This window comes from Paenibacillus cellulositrophicus (genome assembly GCF_009363095.1).
GTDB lineage: Bacteria > Bacillota > Bacilli > Paenibacillales > Paenibacillaceae > Paenibacillus_AQ > Paenibacillus_AQ favisporus.
Genome location: NZ_CP045295.1, coordinates 545,279 through 562,114 on the forward strand (window position 1 = coordinate 545,279; position 16,836 = coordinate 562,114).

General features: G+C 49.5%; 13 protein-coding genes. 4 read left to right on the top strand and 9 right to left on the bottom strand.

What is annotated here, in order from left to right; all coding sequences use genetic code 11:
• Positions 1-40 precede the first annotated feature (40 nt).
• From GCU45_RS02390 to GCU45_RS02410, 5 genes are all read right to left on the bottom strand, one after another.
• Positions 41-1,258: an MFS transporter gene (locus GCU45_RS02390; protein WP_145945406.1), complete on the bottom strand. Its 1,218-nt coding sequence runs from the start codon at positions 1,256-1,258 to the stop codon at positions 41-43.
• Positions 1,258-2,388 (bottom strand): Gfo/Idh/MocA family protein, encoded by a 1,131-nt coding sequence (locus GCU45_RS02395; protein WP_145018212.1) that lies wholly within the window; start codon positions 2,386-2,388, stop codon positions 1,258-1,260. Before GCU45_RS02395 ends, GCU45_RS02390 begins: the two co-directional genes overlap by 1 nt.
• Positions 2,389-2,409: 21 nt before the next feature.
• Positions 2,410-3,201, bottom strand: coding sequence for a sugar phosphate isomerase/epimerase family protein (locus GCU45_RS02400; protein WP_152397927.1), 792 nt, complete (start codon positions 3,199-3,201; stop codon positions 2,410-2,412).
• Positions 3,202-3,294: 93 nt separating this feature from the next.
• Entirely contained in the window at positions 3,295-4,176 is an 882-nt protein-coding gene (locus GCU45_RS02405; RefSeq protein ID WP_152397928.1) for a carbohydrate ABC transporter permease, read from the bottom strand.
• A gap of 16 nt (positions 4,177-4,192) precedes the next feature.
• Positions 4,193-5,125 (bottom strand): ABC transporter permease, encoded by a 933-nt coding sequence (locus tag GCU45_RS02410; protein WP_244364400.1) that lies wholly within the window; start codon positions 5,123-5,125, stop codon positions 4,193-4,195.
• Between the two features lie 393 nt (positions 5,126-5,518).
• Between GCU45_RS02410 and GCU45_RS02415 the strand changes: the two genes are divergently transcribed.
• Positions 5,519-6,646 (top strand): ROK family transcriptional regulator, encoded by a 1,128-nt coding sequence (locus GCU45_RS02415; RefSeq protein WP_152397929.1) that lies wholly within the window; start codon positions 5,519-5,521, stop codon positions 6,644-6,646.
• A 151-nt stretch (positions 6,647-6,797) separates the two neighbouring features.
• On the opposite strand, the gene GCU45_RS02420 is transcribed toward GCU45_RS02415, so the two are convergent.
• The 3 genes from GCU45_RS02420 to GCU45_RS02430 form a co-directional block, all read right to left on the bottom strand.
• Complete coding sequence (locus GCU45_RS02420) at positions 6,798-7,979, bottom strand: Gfo/Idh/MocA family protein (RefSeq protein WP_152397930.1); 1,182 nt, start codon at positions 7,977-7,979, stop codon at positions 6,798-6,800.
• Positions 7,980-8,014: 35 nt separating this feature from the next.
• Positions 8,015-8,836: a sugar phosphate isomerase/epimerase family protein gene (locus GCU45_RS02425; protein WP_152397931.1), complete on the bottom strand. Its 822-nt coding sequence runs from the start codon at positions 8,834-8,836 to the stop codon at positions 8,015-8,017.
• A gap of 121 nt (positions 8,837-8,957) precedes the next feature.
• The gene (locus tag GCU45_RS02430; protein WP_167527068.1) at positions 8,958-9,797 is read right to left on the bottom strand and encodes a helix-turn-helix transcriptional regulator; all 840 of its coding nucleotides are present in this window, start codon (positions 9,795-9,797) and stop codon (positions 8,958-8,960) included.
• Between the two features lie 660 nt (positions 9,798-10,457).
• Between GCU45_RS02430 and GCU45_RS02435 the strand changes: the two genes are divergently transcribed.
• Together GCU45_RS02435 and nspC are read left to right on the top strand one after the other, a co-directional pair.
• The gene (locus tag GCU45_RS02435; protein ID WP_116230109.1) at positions 10,458-11,696 is read left to right on the top strand and encodes a saccharopine dehydrogenase family protein; all 1,239 of its coding nucleotides are present in this window, start codon (positions 10,458-10,460) and stop codon (positions 11,694-11,696) included.
• A gap of 1 nt (position 11,697) precedes the next feature.
• Entirely contained in the window at positions 11,698-12,825 is a 1,128-nt protein-coding gene (gene nspC / locus GCU45_RS02440) for a carboxynorspermidine decarboxylase (protein ID WP_152402724.1), read from the top strand.
• 198 nt (positions 12,826-13,023) lie between these two features.
• On the opposite strand, the gene GCU45_RS02445 is transcribed toward nspC, so the two are convergent.
• Positions 13,024-15,621 (bottom strand): glycoside hydrolase family 38 N-terminal domain-containing protein, encoded by a 2,598-nt coding sequence (locus GCU45_RS02445; RefSeq protein ID WP_152397933.1) that lies wholly within the window; start codon positions 15,619-15,621, stop codon positions 13,024-13,026.
• 167 nt (positions 15,622-15,788) lie between these two features.
• Between GCU45_RS02445 and GCU45_RS02450 the strand changes: the two genes are divergently transcribed.
• A complete protein-coding gene (locus GCU45_RS02450) occupies positions 15,789-16,688 on the top strand; it encodes a helix-turn-helix transcriptional regulator (RefSeq protein ID WP_152397934.1) in 900 nt (299 codons plus the stop codon).
• The last annotated feature ends 148 nt before the right edge of the window (positions 16,689-16,836 follow it).

A 16,836-nucleotide genomic window follows, 5' to 3' on the forward strand; every position in this document is an offset into this window, starting at 1 on the left:
CGAACGCCGCGTCACAGCGGCATTCGTCCGATCCCGATCCTCATGATGCCGCCAACTCGGACTGCTTGCGGTATTTCATCCACATGAACGTAAAACCTGCCACCCCTGCTACGGATATGATTGCGCAAATCGAATACATCGTTTGAGGGCCCAAATAATCGAACATCCAACCGCCGAACAGACCCGCGATGATGCCGGAAATTCCACCCCACGTCAGGGCATAAATGGCCTGCCCGGTCGCTCTGTACTCAGCTGGTATTAATAGTGCGGTCAGACTGGTTCCGATGTAATAGTAGCCACCGAACGTAATACAATGCAGCACTTGGATAAAGATGACCTGGAGCGGTCCGCCGGCAACTGACATCAATAACCAGCGGATCACGAACAGGATACTTACGATGACCAGCCCTCCCAGCATCATCCTTGCCGATTTTTTCAGGAATCGGTCAAACAGCAGAAACACCGGAATTTCAAAGATCGCCGACAGGAACACCGACCAGCCAATCAATTCGTTGGAGCCTCCCAGGTTGGAAATGTACAGTGTGACGAACGTTTGGTTGATCGAATTGGGAACCGAAATGAGGATGCCAAGGATAACGAATACAAAGAACAGCTTGCTCGACAGCATCACTTTCCAATAGCTTTGTCTCTCTGTCTTCGGCTTGGAAGTCACTCTGCCCTGAGGTAGTCCGATGGTAAATGCCAGTGAGATCAGCATCATGATCCCGTACAACATCCAAAGATTCACCAGCCCCATCCAGCTGAGAACCGGTCCGGCCATCGCGGCGATGATCGCCCATCCCAGCGAACCCCATAGGCGAAATGCGCCAAACTTGTAGTTCGTGTTCTCGATGGCATTCAGAATCAGACTGTTGCTCTGCGAGAACGTGGGACTGTTGAAGAAAAAGAAGATCAGCATGAAGGCGAAAATGACAGCATATTCACGGAGCTGAAACACCACGATCGTCGCTAACAAATTCCCGGTCAGAAGAAAAATAAGAATACGTTTCACATTCTGCAGCCGGTCGCTCCAATAACCCCAAAATGGATTGGCGAAGATGGAAATGAAGGGCCCACCGGCCATAATCATGCCGATTTCCACTTTACTGAGTCCGATATTTTGAAAATATAAAGGAAAAAATGAAGTCAAAATCGCAATCGTGCCATACAGGAAAAAGTTGAAACGTTTCAGTGCCGACAACGATCCGGAGGAATGGCCGGCCGCCGGTTGGACCTCCCTCTTCCTTAAAGGCAGCATTAGAGCTGGATCGCTTTCGACAGGGATTGTTCGATGATCTCGTCGCTGCTTACTTCCCGCCCAAGCCGGTCGGATAAATAAATGCCTTCGCTAATCAGCATCGTCTGCGAGGCGATGTGGGCCGTGGGAAGCAGCTCCACTCTTCCCTGCAGCGCGGCGACCCAGTGATGCTGCGAGGACTGGTATGCGTCATAATTCGGCTTCAAATGATTCCAGCGGCCGTCCATCTCATCCAGGTTGACGCTGCCGTTGACATCCATATCGCAAATCGTCGTGTGAAAACTGAACGGGGCCAAAATTTGCTGATCCGAATAGGCCGGCAGCTTGATGCCCCCTTTATCCCCCACCACAGAGCAGCCTTCGATGCTTCCCAGGTGAATGCTCCACGCTTCGATAATATCGAGCGTCGCGCCGCCTTCAAATTTAATGAATCCCAGCCCCAGCTCTTCCACATCAAAGACCGCCTGCCCGGCACGCCCGGCATCCACATCCATCTCCCGGTAGCCTTTACCCGAAATCCGCTCCACCTTCGGTGTGCCAAGCAGGTACAGCATTTGCGCGATATGATAAACTCCCATGTCGATCAGCGCCCCGCCGGCGGCGATTTGTTTGTTTAGAAAAGCCGGGGTGCCGTATCCGTCAATATAAGGGCGTCCTCTCCGGCGATGGCCGGTAGCCCTGGCATGATACAGCTTGCCGAGCATGCCCCCGTCGATCAGCGCTTTTGCCGCCTTTGTCTCTTTTCGATACAACGTACCAAGCTGAATATGCAGCTTCTTGCCGTAATCTTCTGCCGCTTCAAGCATGGTCAGCCCGTCCCGGTAAGTCCCGGCGATCGGTTTCTCGCAGTATACGTCCTTGCCTGCCTCGAAAGCGGCTATCGTCACGGGGGCATGCAAATTGTTGTGCAAGCAGACATCAACGGCTTCAATGTCATCGCGCTTCAGCATTTCTCTGAAATCGGTATAGACGTGGGGAATATGGAACTCATGCGCGACCTTGAGGGCTTCCTGTTCATTGATGTCGCAGATGGACACGATCTGAACATCCTCCATATTCGCGTAATTTCTCAGGTGAGCTTTGCCGATCAAACCTGCTCCAATCATGCCAATGCGAACGGTTCTTCCCATTTCGATCATCCCTTCAGTTTTTTATTTTAAACGGCTCAATAACCGCTTCACGGATGCGATTGCCCATTCCATCTCTGCGTATTGATTGTCCGGCGCGTTATACTCGATGCCCCAGTATCCGTCATAGCCGGCATCCAGCAGTGCCTTCACCATTTGTTCGCCCTTTGGTGATCCTACCGTTTTGCCGTCAAAATGCGTATGATAGACCCACGGCGCGACCAACGTGTCGCCAATGTCTTCATCCGTATCCCACCGGCCCATATGGAGCAGTATGCCAAAGTTCGGATGATTGACCGCTTCGGCCACTTTTTTTAAGTATTTTGGATCTTTGGAGGTTCCCATATGATTTTCAGGTCCTACGATGAGCCCAAGCTCAGCCGCTCTCCGGCTCAACGCTTCGAACTTGTTTACAACATATTCGAACTGCTCTTCCGTCCCGGGCGCCGAGCTATGATCTCCCGCATCGATTCGGATGGTACGAGCTCCAAGCTTCTCGGCAATGGATAGATAGGCGACAGCGTTTTCATAAAGCCTGCTGCGCTTGTCAGGATCTGCATCCCATAAATGCGCCCCGTCCACCGCGATGTTAATAATCGTCATTTCTTTTTCCCGTATCGCTTCGGCCAGACGTTGAATATAAGCTTCATCAGGCAGTGAAAAAATGTCGTCCTTAGCCCCTTCAAAGGTCCCGTTCCACAAATCAACGGTATCGAGATGGTATCTGTACTTGGAAGATTCCAGGTACCCGAACGTATCCATCTTCCCTTCCCGGATCATATTGAAAAAAGAAAAACCGCCAATGCTGATTTTCATGGATTAGCCTCCTTGATTTGGTTTCTTTTTTTGTAACCACGTCCTGCAACCTCTGGCAGCCCTTCATCACCTCCTTAACATGCTGCAGGGAAATCACCCTTTGACCGCCCCGACGGTCAGCCCTTTAACGAAAAATCTCTGAAAGAACGGATACGTTAACACAATCGGCAGCGCGCCGATCACGGCAATAGCCAGGCGGACGCCCTGGGTCGGGATGGAACTGCCGTCCACCCTTGAAGAATAGTCTACATTATCCAGTAAATATTGTACGTTCAGCAAAATGGTATTCAGAAGCACCTGTATGCTGTACAGCCTGGAGTCTGAAATGTAAATGAGTCCGTTAAACCAGTCGTTCCAATAATTAATGACCTGAAATAGTCCGACCGTTGCCAGCACGGGAAGAGACAGCGGCAGCGCCATTTGCACGAATATCCGAAATTCCCCCGCTCCATCCATGTTCGCCGACTCGAGTACCGCTTCCGGAACCGATACGGTAAAAAACGTCCGCAGCAAAATAACATAGAAGGCACTGACCAGAAGACCCGGGACGATCAGCGCAAGCAAGGTATTGGTAATATGAAAAACATTCGAGTAGATTAAATAGGTCGGAACAAGTCCTCCGTTGAAGAGCATCGTGAAGAACACGATAAATGAAAAGAAATTGCGCAGCGGTAAATCCTTCTTCGACAGCGGATAAGCGAGCAAAGTCATCAGGACCAGACTGGCTATCGTACCTAAAAGGGTCACAACGATGGAAATGCCGTAAGAATTCAGGATCTCCCCCGATTTTTGAAAAATGAATACATAACTATCCAGGCTCCATTCACTTGGAAAAAACGAGTAGCCTTCCCGGATGATCGCATCCTCATCGGTGAACGAGGCCGTAATCAGCAGCAGAAACGGCACCAGGCAAAACGCGACAATCAACCAAAATATGAAATGGATAACGACTTGTTCAATCCGTGTTCTTCTCAAGGACTTCGCCTCCTTATTAGAACAATGAGTTGTCGGGGTTTATCTTCTTCACAACAAAATTGGAAATGAGGATCAGCGCGAAGCCAATCACGGATTGGTAGAAGCCTGCGGCGGAAGCCATTCCGATATCCCCGCTTTTGAGCAGCGCCCGATATACGTATGTATCCAGCACATTGGTTGTTGGCAGCAGCGGCCCGGAGTCAAGCGTCACTTGGTAGAACAGACCGAAGTCCGCATAGAAAATCCGCCCGATCTGCATTAAAGTCATGATGGTGATGACGGGGGTAAGGGACGGCAGGGTGATGTGAAAAATTTGCTTGAACTTCCCTGCCCCATCCAAGGTGGCGGCCTCATAATACTCTTGGTCGATGCCGACGATGGCGGCAAAGTAAATGATGCACAAATAGCCGACGCTGTGCCACAGCTTGACGATGGTGAGGATGACCGGCCAGTATTTCGGTTCCGTATACCACATGACGGGATCCAGTCCTAGAAAAGGAAGGACCGATTTGTTCATGAAGCCTGTTTCCATGCTTAATAACGAAAATACCAGGTAACCGACAATGACCGTTGAGATAAGATAGGGCAGCAAAATGGCACTTTGGTAAAAGCGCTTTAAAAACCGCTGTTTTACTTCGGCCAGCAATATGGCCAGGGCAACGGCGAAGACAAGATTGAGTATGATGAATACAACGTTGTAGAGGATGGTGTTCCGGGTGATGATGTAGGCTTCGGACGTCTTGAAGAGATACTCGAAGTTTCGAAAACCAATCCAATCCCCGCCGAAGACCCCTTTGGAGAAGTCGATTTCCTTAAAAGCGATGATGATGCCGAACATGGGAATATAGTTATTGATGAGCAAATAGACAATGCCGGGGAGAATCATCAGGTACAGGATTTTGTATTTTTTGGCCTTTTTGAGTACTGTGCGGTCCAACCAGGATGTCATAGTAATTCCCCTCCTCGGAATAAATGACTGCTGCACGCCTAGCGGGATTCTCAGTGATTGAACTCGACATCATCCCCCCTTCGATTAATTTTTCCACCGGACAAATTAATTAACGAAAAAAATACGCCTCCTTGGGGCACGTTTGTGATCATTATAGGGACGCCTTCACAGCCCTGTCAATGTGTTTTTTTTATTTTATTTACCATTCCTTCCACCGCCCCGCCTTGACTGGGACTCGTTGACAGCACAATGGGCATTTTTCTATAATCGCATTGACACAACAATAGGCTACACTCCCGTTCCTATGCCCTCTTTCAGCCTAGCCGCCAGGGTCAGCACTCCTGTCCTGACGGGGACACGGCCAATCATAACTTCCGAAAGTAGGAGAATGCGATGACGAATAAAGTAGGAAACCAGCAGATGCTGCGGGAGATCAACGTTTCGACACTGCTGCATATGATTTTTGAGCATGGACCGATATCCCGTGTCGAATTATCGCGAAAAACCAAGCTGAGCCCGACGACCGTTTCCGTGCTGATCGAGGAGCTCATCCGCGAACAGCTTGTGCACGAGACCGGTATGGCCGGTAAAGGCGTCGGTCGAAAAATGACCCTGCTGAATATTCGCGCTGACGGCGGATATGTCATTGGCGTCGATATTTCGAGTTCGCCGGCACATTGCGTGCTGCTCGACCTAAACGGTCAGCTGGTGGCCAGCCAAAGCCTGGAATCGGTGCGCGGCCAGGACCAAATTCGAACTTCGCTGGTGAAACAGCTGCAGCAATTCATCCATAAGCAGCGGATTCCCCGTGAGCTCATCAGACGCATCGGCATTTCCCTGCCGGGGAGACTCGATGAGACGCAAAGCATCGTCATCTCTTCTAAATATTTGCAGCTGGAACAGTTCCCTATGCGTCAAGCGTTGGAGCAAGAACTCTCGATTCCGGTACTGCTCGCTAACGATTTGGACGCCGCCGGATTTGCCGAACGATTCAGCGGAGCCGCCAAAAATGAGCATACCATTATTTTTCTGCTGATCGGCCAAGGCACAGGAGCTGGACTTGTCCTGAACGGGGAGATTTATCACGGCTCCAGCGGAGCGGCCGGACGAACCACTCACCTCTCTCCGTATTGCACGCCCATCCTTGCGGAAAGACTTCGCACGAACCATCCGGAAGAGTTCGGATCCATGTCGCCGGAAGCAACGGTTCATGCCTTTATGGACCTGGTTCTCGCCGGCGTCCAGCCCTTCAGTGACCAGGGAGAGCTCATTATCCGTGATATTGCCGATTATTGCGGAAAAATGCTGGAAATGCTCAACCCGCAAAAAATGATTCTGGGCGGCTGGGTTACTGACAATGCGGCGTTTTTCAACCGTCTCGTACATGCGATTCACGAAGCTGATCACTCCCCCTATGGAGACACGCCGATCGTCGTTTTCCACTGGAAAGAGTACGGGTCTGCCTTGGGGGCGGCAATGCTTGGACTGCATGAAATTTTCAAAAAGAAAACGGTACAGTAACTTTATGCCGGTGGTCCTTTACAGCAAAATATGTTCATGCCCAGCGCTACCGGACATGAACATATCGTTGTCGAGGAAGTACCATCAAACCGCTGCGCCGACTGCTGCTGTTTTTAAGGCATACCAGTCTCGTCCTGCAAAAGGTTCGCTTTTATTTGGAGAATGACTGTGTCATATCCGTATCCAACTCTTTGGACACGGACTTTTGAAACTTGGATGTTGAGATCAGCTCTCGAAGCAGCTCCTCGTATTGATCCGCGTCAAATGGCACGGCTACCATTTGCTTAGTGAACGATGAGAGCATGATTCCGTTGGCGATGGTGACCGACCGGATCCCTTCCGTCCCTTCCGCAATCAGTTCGCCGTTCCCTGTGCTTATTTTTTGAATGAACTTTTCTGTGACCACCTTATGCCCTGATTCCACGTTTGTTTCAACTTCGATTTCCTCTTCTTCATACTCCACGTTCCCGAACCCGTCCTGCGTTTCGCGCAGATGCTTCAGCATGGAAATATGATTGCGATAGATCCGAAGCTTATTGTTTTCGTACAGAAGTTTTCCGTTCTCCCCGACGATCTCCAGACGATTTACGCCAGGTGATTCTGCAGTCGTCACGATAAAATGCCCGATCATGCCGTTATCATGCTCGAAATAAGCGGTGACTTCGTCTTCCACTTCAATATGGTGGTACTTGCCGATATGGGCATGTCCGCTGATTCTTGCCGGAATCCCAAAAACCCATTGATAGAAATCGAGATTGTGCGGGCATTGATTGGTCAGGATGCCGCCTCCCTCTCCCGCCCAGGTCGCCCGCCAATCACCGCTGTCGTAATAGGACTGTGAACGGAACCAAGCGGTATTGATCCAAGTGGCTCTCATCAACTGCCCCAGTTCACCGCTGCCAACCACTTCCTTGATTTTTTTATAATAGGGAAGCGTCCGTTCCTGGAACATCATGCCGAACACCAGATCCGGAAACTTCTCCTTGGCCTCGGCATAAGCATCGATGGTGAGCTTGGCGTCATTGACATGAACGGCCAATGGCTTCTCGCAGAGCACATGGATTCCGCGTTCGAACGCATCACTTGCAATGGCCGGGTGGCTGTAATGCGGCACCGCTATAATGACCGCCTCGAGCCCGGATTGCTCGAGCAGCTCCAAATGGCTGTAATATGCCTTTGTGCTGCATTCGGCAGCAAACCTGTCCGCCCGCTCTTGAACCGTATCACACACGCCTACCAGCTCAATTTGCTCCATCGACTTTATATTATGGATATGAGTTCTTCCGATGTTTCCTAAACCGACCAATCCGAGCTTTACTTTCTGCACGCTCATGTTTATATCCCCTCTCCTTTGAGTATTCGATACGATTACGACCAGGCCAAGCCTTCATCTATCAGCAGCCTTTTTAAGGCTTGTGCCGCTATTTTAAATCGCTCGGGTCCTTCTTGTTCCGGGAATGCACGGTGCAGATGAGGCTCGATGGATAAAAATCCGGAAAAGCTTCTCTCCTTCAGTGCTTTAACAAACGCTGAAAACTCGCCGTCTCCTTCGCCTGCCGGGACAAACATGCGCGACTGTTGGTCCGCATCCTTGATATGTACATATTCGAGGTAAGTTGACAGCTGCGGGTACGCCTCGCTCATCGGCATCACCCGGTTCATGACAAAATTGCCGGGATCAAAGGCAAGTCTCAGGCAAGGAGAGTCACAATGCTGCAGAATGCTCAAGCAGCGCTCATGGGTATCTCCGTATACGCCGCTGTCATTTTCCATCAGCAGCGTAATCTGTTCCTCCTCAGCTATTCTGGTCAGCATCTTCATACGGGAGAGCACTTCGCCGCGGTAGTTCTCCGGCTCTTCATTGTCGGGGATGTAATAAGAAAATATGCGGATATAGCGGACATCCAATTGTTTGGCGATATCCGATGCGCGCTTCAATTTCGCAAGTTCGGGGGCAAAGGGATCTTGAATCGGGTATTTACCGATTGGCGAGCCAATGGAGGACACGCGAATACTTTTTTGGCTTAATACAGATTTCAATCGGATCAGTTCTTCATCGGTCAATTCCAGTACATTTTTACCATACACGCTCCGGAGCTCCAAATAGGAAATGCCCTCGGACATGAGCACGTCGAGCTGTTCCTCCAAACGATCGGAAATTTCATCGGCAAATCCGGTTAGTACCAGCACTCTCGCATCACCTCTCCTTAAATTCGCAGAGACTAGGCTTAACTGTCGATATGGATTAGTGTAGCAGGCGGCGAGAAGCTGAAGGTACTTTCCGGTTGACCAGGTTGGTATCCTAAATGTTCTAAAATTGACTTTTTACCAAGCGTCTGTACTGCGTCGGTGTTTTGCCCTCCCATTGCTTGAACACTTTGCTGAAATGGGAATGATTTTTAAAGCCCGTTTCGTAACAAATATCCGTCACCGATTTCTCGGGGTCGAGCAGAAACAGGATTTTAGCCTGATTGATCCTTCTTTTGTAAATGTAATGAAATATCGTCATCCCCGTCACTTCTTGAAAAATGCGCACCAAATAATACTTGTTGATATGCAGGTTCTCTTGCAATTGGTCGAGACGAATATCGGTCATATAATGTTGTTCGATATAGGACAACGCGTTCTGAACGTGCTGCTCTTTTTCGGACGGGAAACCGGCTTCTTCTTTCACCGGCTTCATCAGCACTTGGCAAATGAAAAAAAGCGCGTCCAGACACAAGACCCGAAACCGCTCATGGGAGACGGCATCCGGTGCGGAATATAAGCAGTTCAATTTACACAGCATTTCTTCGAATTCGTCCTGCTCCTCCATGCTGAGCTGAACTTTGTAGTTCCGAAGTCTTTCGAAAGGCTGCAGGGGATTGATCGAAAATACATGCTCGGATGCAGCACGGAAGTAACCGGGATCAAAATTCAAAAGCGTCCGCACATAGGGATATCCTTCAAAGCTCTTAGGCATATGAAGAGTCAAACCATGCATCACGATGAGTGTACCTGGTTTGAGAACATGAATTTTGTCGCCTATCAAATACTGCCCTTTGCCCTCATGGAAATAAAAAATCTCATAGTGATCGTGGGATTGAAAATTTCCTGCCGTTACCGGGACGCTTTTTAAATACTCGTATTTCAGCAGATAAGCAGGTTCCACATCGCTGCCTCCGATCCAGGGAACGTCATTTGATGCCACAGGATGTCTCATCTGTGCACCTTATAAAATTTGCATAGGCATCACAATAATAACACTACTTACGTATAAAAAATGGTTCTGACCTCATTTGTTTTAAATTTCCTCTTGCTCAATATTGCCTATCCTGCTATTATGGAGAAGCGTAAATTTTGGAAAGCGAAATATTCGGATATATTAGGATCTTTCCAAGCAGATAAACTTTGACCACTTCCTCTCGGGAAGTTAAGGCCATACGGACAGCCGGGTCAAATGCCGACTGGCAACTTTCGTTGCCTTATTGATTGAGTTAAAAGCTCAAATTTTATAAGTTGGTAACTTTATAACCAGTGCTGACGCACACAACTTGTGAAACGGTCAATAAGAGTGGTAAAAGTAATTATTTGCTATATAGACTCTGATCCTAACAAAGTATATTTGAATATTAAGAGCCCTTCCATGAAACGTTAGCGTTTTATGGCTGACTGATAAGCACACTAGGGGTTTGTCCGGTCATGCTTATTGGAATTTCTTATTATTTGACTATATCAAGCAAGTGTGATGCGCATGGTGCGTATTTCGCTTGCTTTTTTGTTGCCGTTTTTACAGAAAAAAATTGAATTGGATGAGGAGATTGATTGAAAAATGGGAAAAGCACTAATCATCGGCGCCGGTGGCGTAGCATCTGTAGCAGTTCATAAATGCGTTCAAAACAGCGATGTCTTCGAAGAAATCTGCATTGCCAGCCGTACCAAGTCCAAATGCGATGAACTGAAAGCAAAACTTGACGGTGGAAAAACCAAAATTACGACCGCACAGGTAGATGCCAACAACGTGGATGAGCTGATCGCTCTGATTAACGAAGTGAAGCCGGATATCGTTATGAACCTGGCCCTTCCTTACCAAGATTTGACGATTATGGATGCTTGCCTGGCAACCAAAACACACTACATGGATACGGCTAACTATGAGCCGGAAGATACGGCGAAATTTGAATATAAATGGCAGTGGGAATACCGCGAGCGCTTCGAAAAAGCTGGAATTACAGCTTTGCTCGGCAGCGGATTCGACCCAGGCGTTACCGGCGTATTCTCGGCTTACGCGCTGAAGCACTATTTCGACGAAATTGAATACATCGACATTCTGGATTGCAACGGCGGAGATCACGGTTATCCTTTCGCCACCAACTTCAACCCGGAGATCAACATCCGTGAAGTGTCCGCTAACGGCCGCTACTGGGAAAACGGGGAATGGATCGAAACGAAACCGATGGAAATCAAACGCGAGTATAACTTCGCTGAAGTCGGCCAAAAGGATATGTACCTGCTGTACCATGAAGAGCTGGAGTCCCTTGCGCAAAACATCCCTGGACTGAAGCGCATCCGCTTCTTCATGACGTTCGGCCAAAGCTACCTGATGCACCTCAAGGCGCTTGAAAACGTAGGAATGACCTCCATCGAACCGATCGAATTCGAAGGAAAACAAATCATTCCGCTGCAATTCCTGAAGGCCGTGCTTCCGGACCCAGCTTCCCTCGGACCTCGTACGGTGGGCAAAACCAACATCGGCTGTATCTTCAAAGGAAAAAAAGACGGCCAAGATAAAACTTACTATGTCTACAATGTTTGTGACCACCAAGAGTGCTATAAAGAAGTGGGCTCCCAAGCGATCTCTTATACAACTGGCGTTCCTGCCATGATCGGCGCTGCGATGGTCCTCACCGGCAAATGGAACAAACCGGGCGTATACAACGTCGAAGAGTTCGATCCGGATCCATTCATGGAAGAGCTGAACAAATGGGGACTTCCATGGGTAGAAGACTTTAACCCGGTGCTGGTTGACGCCTTGCCTGAAGAAGCAAGAGAGCCGGAGCTTGTTCGTTAAGATGCGGTTCGAGGAGTTACCTACACCCTGTTTTGTAGTCAGTGAAGAACTCATTGAGAAAAACCTGAACATTCTGAACGGTGTCATGCAGCGTACGGGAGCCAAGATCGTGCTTGCGCAAAAGGCTTTTTCCATGACCGAGATGTACCCGCTTATCGGAAAATACTTAAGCGGTACAACCGCCAGCGGATTATTCGAGGCACGGCTGGGCCATGAGGAAATGGGCAAAGAGAATCATGTCTTTGCCCCCGCTTACCGTGAAGATGAGATCGACGAAATTGTTTCCATATGCGACCATATCATCTTCAACTCCTTCTCCCAGCTGGCAAAGTATAAGGATAAAGCTCTTGCAGCCGGCAGAAAAGTTGGCCTTCGCATCAATCCGGAATGCTCGACGCAAGTGGGACATGAAATCTACGATCCCTGTTCCCCCGGGTCAAGATTCGGCGTGAAGCAGGAGGATTTCCAGCCGGAACTGCTAGACGGCGTTACAGGACTGCATTTCCATACCCTGTGCCAACAGAATTCCGACGATTTGGAAACCACACTGAATGCCGTCGAGGAGAAATTCGGACAATGGCTGCCGCAAATGGAATGGATCAATTTCGGCGGCGGCCACCATATCACGAGAGACGACTACGATATTCCGAGACTCGAGGCTTGTATTACTCGAATGCAATCCAAATACGGCTTGGAAGTCTACCTCGAACCTGGAGAAGCCATCGCGCTGAATGCGGGCTATATGGTCACTTCCGTGCTGGATATCCATCGTAACGGCATCGAGATCGCCATCGTGGACACCTCGGCCACCTGTCATATGCCGGATGTGCTGGAAATGCCTTACCGTCCGCCGCTCATCGGTTCAGGCGAAGCCGGCGAGAAGCCGTACACCTATCGGCTCGGTGGTCCGACCTGCCTTACTGGCGACGTCATCGGAGACTACTCCTTCGATCAGCCGCTTCAGAGCGGCGACCGATTGGTATTCGAAGACATGGCGATCTACTCCATGGTCAAAACGAATACCTTCAACGGCATGCCGCTGCCGGCCATCGCCGTGCAGGAGAAAGACGGCAGCTGCCGCGTCGTGCGCGAGTTCGGCTATCAGGATTTCAAGATGAGACTTGCTTGATGAATAAGAAAAACGTCTATCGACGTACCTTCAAAGAAGACAGACCGCGTCTAGAGGAAGTTTTTCTTGCTAGATCAGGAAGCAGAAGCTCCGAAACTTATACTTTCTGATCTCTTAAGCAAAGCCTTAACCCTGTCACAAGGGTTAAGGCTTTTTGGTTTTACGTTTTCTTTTTTTTAGATAAAGCATTGTATAGACCTACTTAAGGATAACTTTCAATTGGGCTAATTCCCCTGGCTGCATGATCAATTGTACGTCTTTACCGTTGCTAGGGATCTGGCGAACCACTTCATCCAGAGGATTGACCAAGCAGGCAGCCTCCACTTCTCTATCCATTAGGTTAAAGATGTACTCAGACGGCTCCGTTCCGGCATTTCGCAGGGTCAGAATAAACCCATTTCCATCCACAGCCGGTTTCACGTATAGCAGGACGACTGTACCGCTTGACTGGCTAAACCACTGCCCTTCTTCCTCCCTATCACACATCACCGCCGCATTCATGGCTATAGGATCCGCTGCAGCTATGCCCGCACGATATGCCTCAACGGGATCAAATTGCCCGAACGGACTTAGCTCATAATGCAAAACGATCTCTCCAGGTTGACTGGCCCAGAAGTTGGTATCCCAATAATTGTTCATGGCCCATGCAAGCAGTAGCGGATTTTCCTGGCGGCCGATCTGCTTACTCTCCTTGCCGAAATGAAAATCGCCGATTTGAACGAGCGGCGCATCGGGACAAGCTAAGGTGATCCCCTTCTGCTGATCATAGATGGATACCGTCTGGTCAACGGTCACCCAGTCCCGGCAAGCGGTGCCAAGCTGCTCTCTGTCAAGCTCGACTAACAAGCCGGCTGTATCATAATGGGCGCGCCAGCCTTGATCCATCTGCAGCGGAAAGGCGAAATAGATCGACTCGGGCGTCCTTATATCCGATTTATTCATGGACGCGGAAAGACAGATCCGGGGATGGATGGCAGAAAAGGTAATCCGCTGTTCCAGCCGGGAAACCCCCGGCGCTTCAAGCTGCAAGACATACGTCACCGAGTCACTGGTTTGTTCGACCGAATAAGCTTGCAGCCAGTTGGCACCAACACGCTTTGCTTTCCATTCATGATTCCAGACGGATATGCTGCGATTCCCTTTGTCGACATCCCGCGGGAACAAGGTGCTTCGATGCTCAGGATTGTGGCGCCCGTCGATCGACTCCTGAACAAACTCAAATAACGTACATGGGCTCTTTTCGTCGAGCATAGGCCACTGATGTATCTTATCGAATAACTGCACAATTCTTGCGCTGACAGGGTTGAATGTCATCCGGTAAAATGGCGTTTCGATCATCCCTTCCGTGACCGAAATACGGTTGGACGAGGCGGCCAGCCGGGCTTCTAGCTGGGCAAACGGGATCTTTTTCCACGAAAATGGCGCCAGCTCTACCGTTCCATACGATTTATAGCTCTGTACCTCCTGTGTGTACGGCAAGAAGTCCATGACACGCGAAGCGGCTAAATGACGACCGCTGCCGAGGTAGTATTCAGGCACCTTGACCTCCGCATGCTGCGTTTCACTTGAGGTGTTGACCAGCATGACGCCGCCAGGCTCATGGGATTGTAGCGGGTTCCCTGCAATCGCTTCCATTTGTTTGGCATACACGTAAGCAGACAGGTCTGCCGATTTGTACGCCGTCACCCTCTTGTGCAGCTGCATCGAAACCGAAAGCGGATGGTCAGGGAGGTTGACCGAGCCCCATGAACCCCAGGTATGCTCATCATACAGCAGCGCCTGCTCCCATGCCTCGGTTTTCGCTTTCGTGTACTGCAGGTTTGGCGCTCCTTGGATCGCTTCAAGAAAATCAGCCTTCTTCAGGTGTTGCTTCGTTTGGCGAACGATCTTGGTTTCCTTCGCGGAGCTTCCCGCGCCGAAATTCCAGTAGTCCGTCCAATCGCCCGCATGAGTCTGGATTTGTTCTTTCGGCATCCGGCGAACCCGCTCCAGAAGCATCTCCGGGGTCGCAAAAATCACCTTCTGGTCATGTCCTTCCTCATTGTATCGGCGGATCAGCGACAGCAGGTTCGGGTCCGGACAGTTATTGTCATACAGCGGCGGATTGGTTGCCGTTAAGTACACGAAATCGTAGGGATAGCCCCCTCCTTCCAAACGGTCGATATAGTCCCTAATCCCTTGCGCCATCAGCTGGGTATCATCCTGACTCGTATGGAAAAACTGGCTAAACAGAGAATAATGCTCACCCAGGAACGTCAGCAGCTGCCGATTGTCGGGCGTTGTCCAGTTAAACACGGCAGGACGTGGCAGCGGTATGCCCCCGAAATGCACATTAATCCCTGTGATATAAAACTCGATTCCTGCATCGAGCAAAACCTGGCTCAGCGGCCATGGCTGCCCGTTGACATCATGATTTATCGCCGTTTTGATGGAAACGCCAAATCGCTCCCGCAGCTCGCGAACCGGCTGGAGCATTCGTACAAGCTGATCCGTATGTACAAGCGGCGTCGTATGCATCGGAAGTGCAGCTATACTGATCTGTCCATTGTGCAGCAATCTGCGGAAATCGGAAATTTGCTCAGAAGTGGCTGTCTCCAGCCATTGCATCACCGGGAAGGTGGCCTCGCAGGTCCAGCGGAATTTTGAATCCTCGGGCTCATGCTCCGATTGAAGACACAGCCGGATTGCTTCATCAATATAGTCTTTCTGAAGCTCCAGCAGTAACGGCTGGGGATGCGTGTAGCCGATATCCAGGTGACTATGATGCAAACACAATATTTCTTTGATTTTCGCCATTCCTGTCACGCTCCTAAGACTTTATATATTTGTCATCCTTCATCTTCAGGGTTAAATGATAAATCTCTTAAAAATTGTATCAAGTTCTGTGGGCTGCGTATTTACAGAAACGTATATCTTTTATACAATCGTCATGCCTATTTTCGGAGAAAAGGAGATGGTCTGTAATGGATTTTGCCAATCTTCATCCTTACGTCTACCATGCCTGCCTATATCCATTTTCCAGAGGCCAGAACAGCCTGTCGCGTACTTGCTACGCTTCATCGCTCTATCTGATCAGCGAGGGTAAGGGCATCATTCGGTTTCGGGGAGAAGACCACCCGGTCGTTCCCGGTTCTCTTGTATATATGCCGCCGGGCTTGCTTCACGACTGGTATGCAGATTGGGAGGAGCCAATGGTTCATTATTGCTGCTATTTTGATTGGACGTTAATCGATCGCAGAGAAGCCTTCTCGACGCCCAACATGATCTGTTTCGACCTTTCTCAACTGCAGCAGTCGCTCATTGGGCCTGCGTTTCCTATTCCGATACCCGAATTGATGACGGTGAACAAGCTGCGGATCTGGATGGATGGGTTTGAGACTTTTTTTAATAACAACGAATACATAAACGAGCGAACCTATTATCGGGGCCTGAAGATTCAATCTAATTTCCAGCAGTTCATGGAGTACTTCCTCACCTTCGCTCTCAAGGAGAACAATATCCCCGATCCGCGAATGCTTCATCTTTTAGAACGGCTGGATCAGGATTTGATGACCGGCAGCGTGAAGCCGCTGGAAGTGTATTTTCGGGAGCTTCACATGAGCCGCGGCTATTTTTTCGAAAAATTTCATCAGGCCACCGGCTTATCACCCACGCAATATATGAACCATTTCCGGATTAACCGTGCCAAAGATGATCTGCGGTTTTCCAACTTGAGCATCACGGAGATCTCTGAGAAATACGGCTTCTCGTCGGTTCATTATTTCTCTAAGCTGTTCAAGCAGTTAACGGGAACGCCGCCTAAAGAGTACCGCGCAGCTTATATCAGCGAGGGTTTTAAGCAGGTAGAAGTTTTTGCACCATAGTCAGGAGTACGAGCGTACCACTCCCTCTTGTTCGAATGGTTGATTAAAAAAAGACCGCTTTTTGCTGACTTTTTAGTATACTCTTGGTATACAGCCAAGTTCATCGCAGCGTAATTTGCAGATTTCGACTCTTACAGGAAAACATGAT

Coding starts and splice junctions, on each gene's coding strand:
- GCU45_RS02420 (WP_152397930.1), bottom strand. CDS start 7,979: ATGAGCGTGCAGAAAGTAAAGCTCGGATTGGTCGGTTTAGGAAACATC.
- GCU45_RS02395 (WP_145018212.1), bottom strand. CDS start 2,388: ATGGGAAGAACCGTTCGCATTGGCATGATTGGAGCAGGTTTGATCGGC.
- GCU45_RS02445 (WP_152397933.1), bottom strand. CDS start 15,621: ATGGCGAAAATCAAAGAAATATTGTGTTTGCATCATAGTCACCTGGAT.
- GCU45_RS02415 (WP_152397929.1), top strand. CDS start 5,519: ATGACGAATAAAGTAGGAAACCAGCAGATGCTGCGGGAGATCAACGTT.
- GCU45_RS02390 (WP_145945406.1), bottom strand. CDS start 1,258: ATGCTGCCTTTAAGGAAGAGGGAGGTCCAACCGGCGGCCGGCCATTCC.
- GCU45_RS02450 (WP_152397934.1), top strand. CDS start 15,789: ATGGATTTTGCCAATCTTCATCCTTACGTCTACCATGCCTGCCTATAT.
- GCU45_RS02410 (WP_244364400.1), bottom strand. CDS start 5,125: ATGACATCCTGGTTGGACCGCACAGTACTCAAAAAGGCCAAAAAATAC.
- GCU45_RS02435 (WP_116230109.1), top strand. CDS start 10,458: ATGGGAAAAGCACTAATCATCGGCGCCGGTGGCGTAGCATCTGTAGCA.
- GCU45_RS02400 (WP_152397927.1), bottom strand. CDS start 3,201: ATGAAAATCAGCATTGGCGGTTTTTCTTTTTTCAATATGATCCGGGAA.
- nspC (WP_152402724.1), top strand. CDS start 11,698: ATGCGGTTCGAGGAGTTACCTACACCCTGTTTTGTAGTCAGTGAAGAA.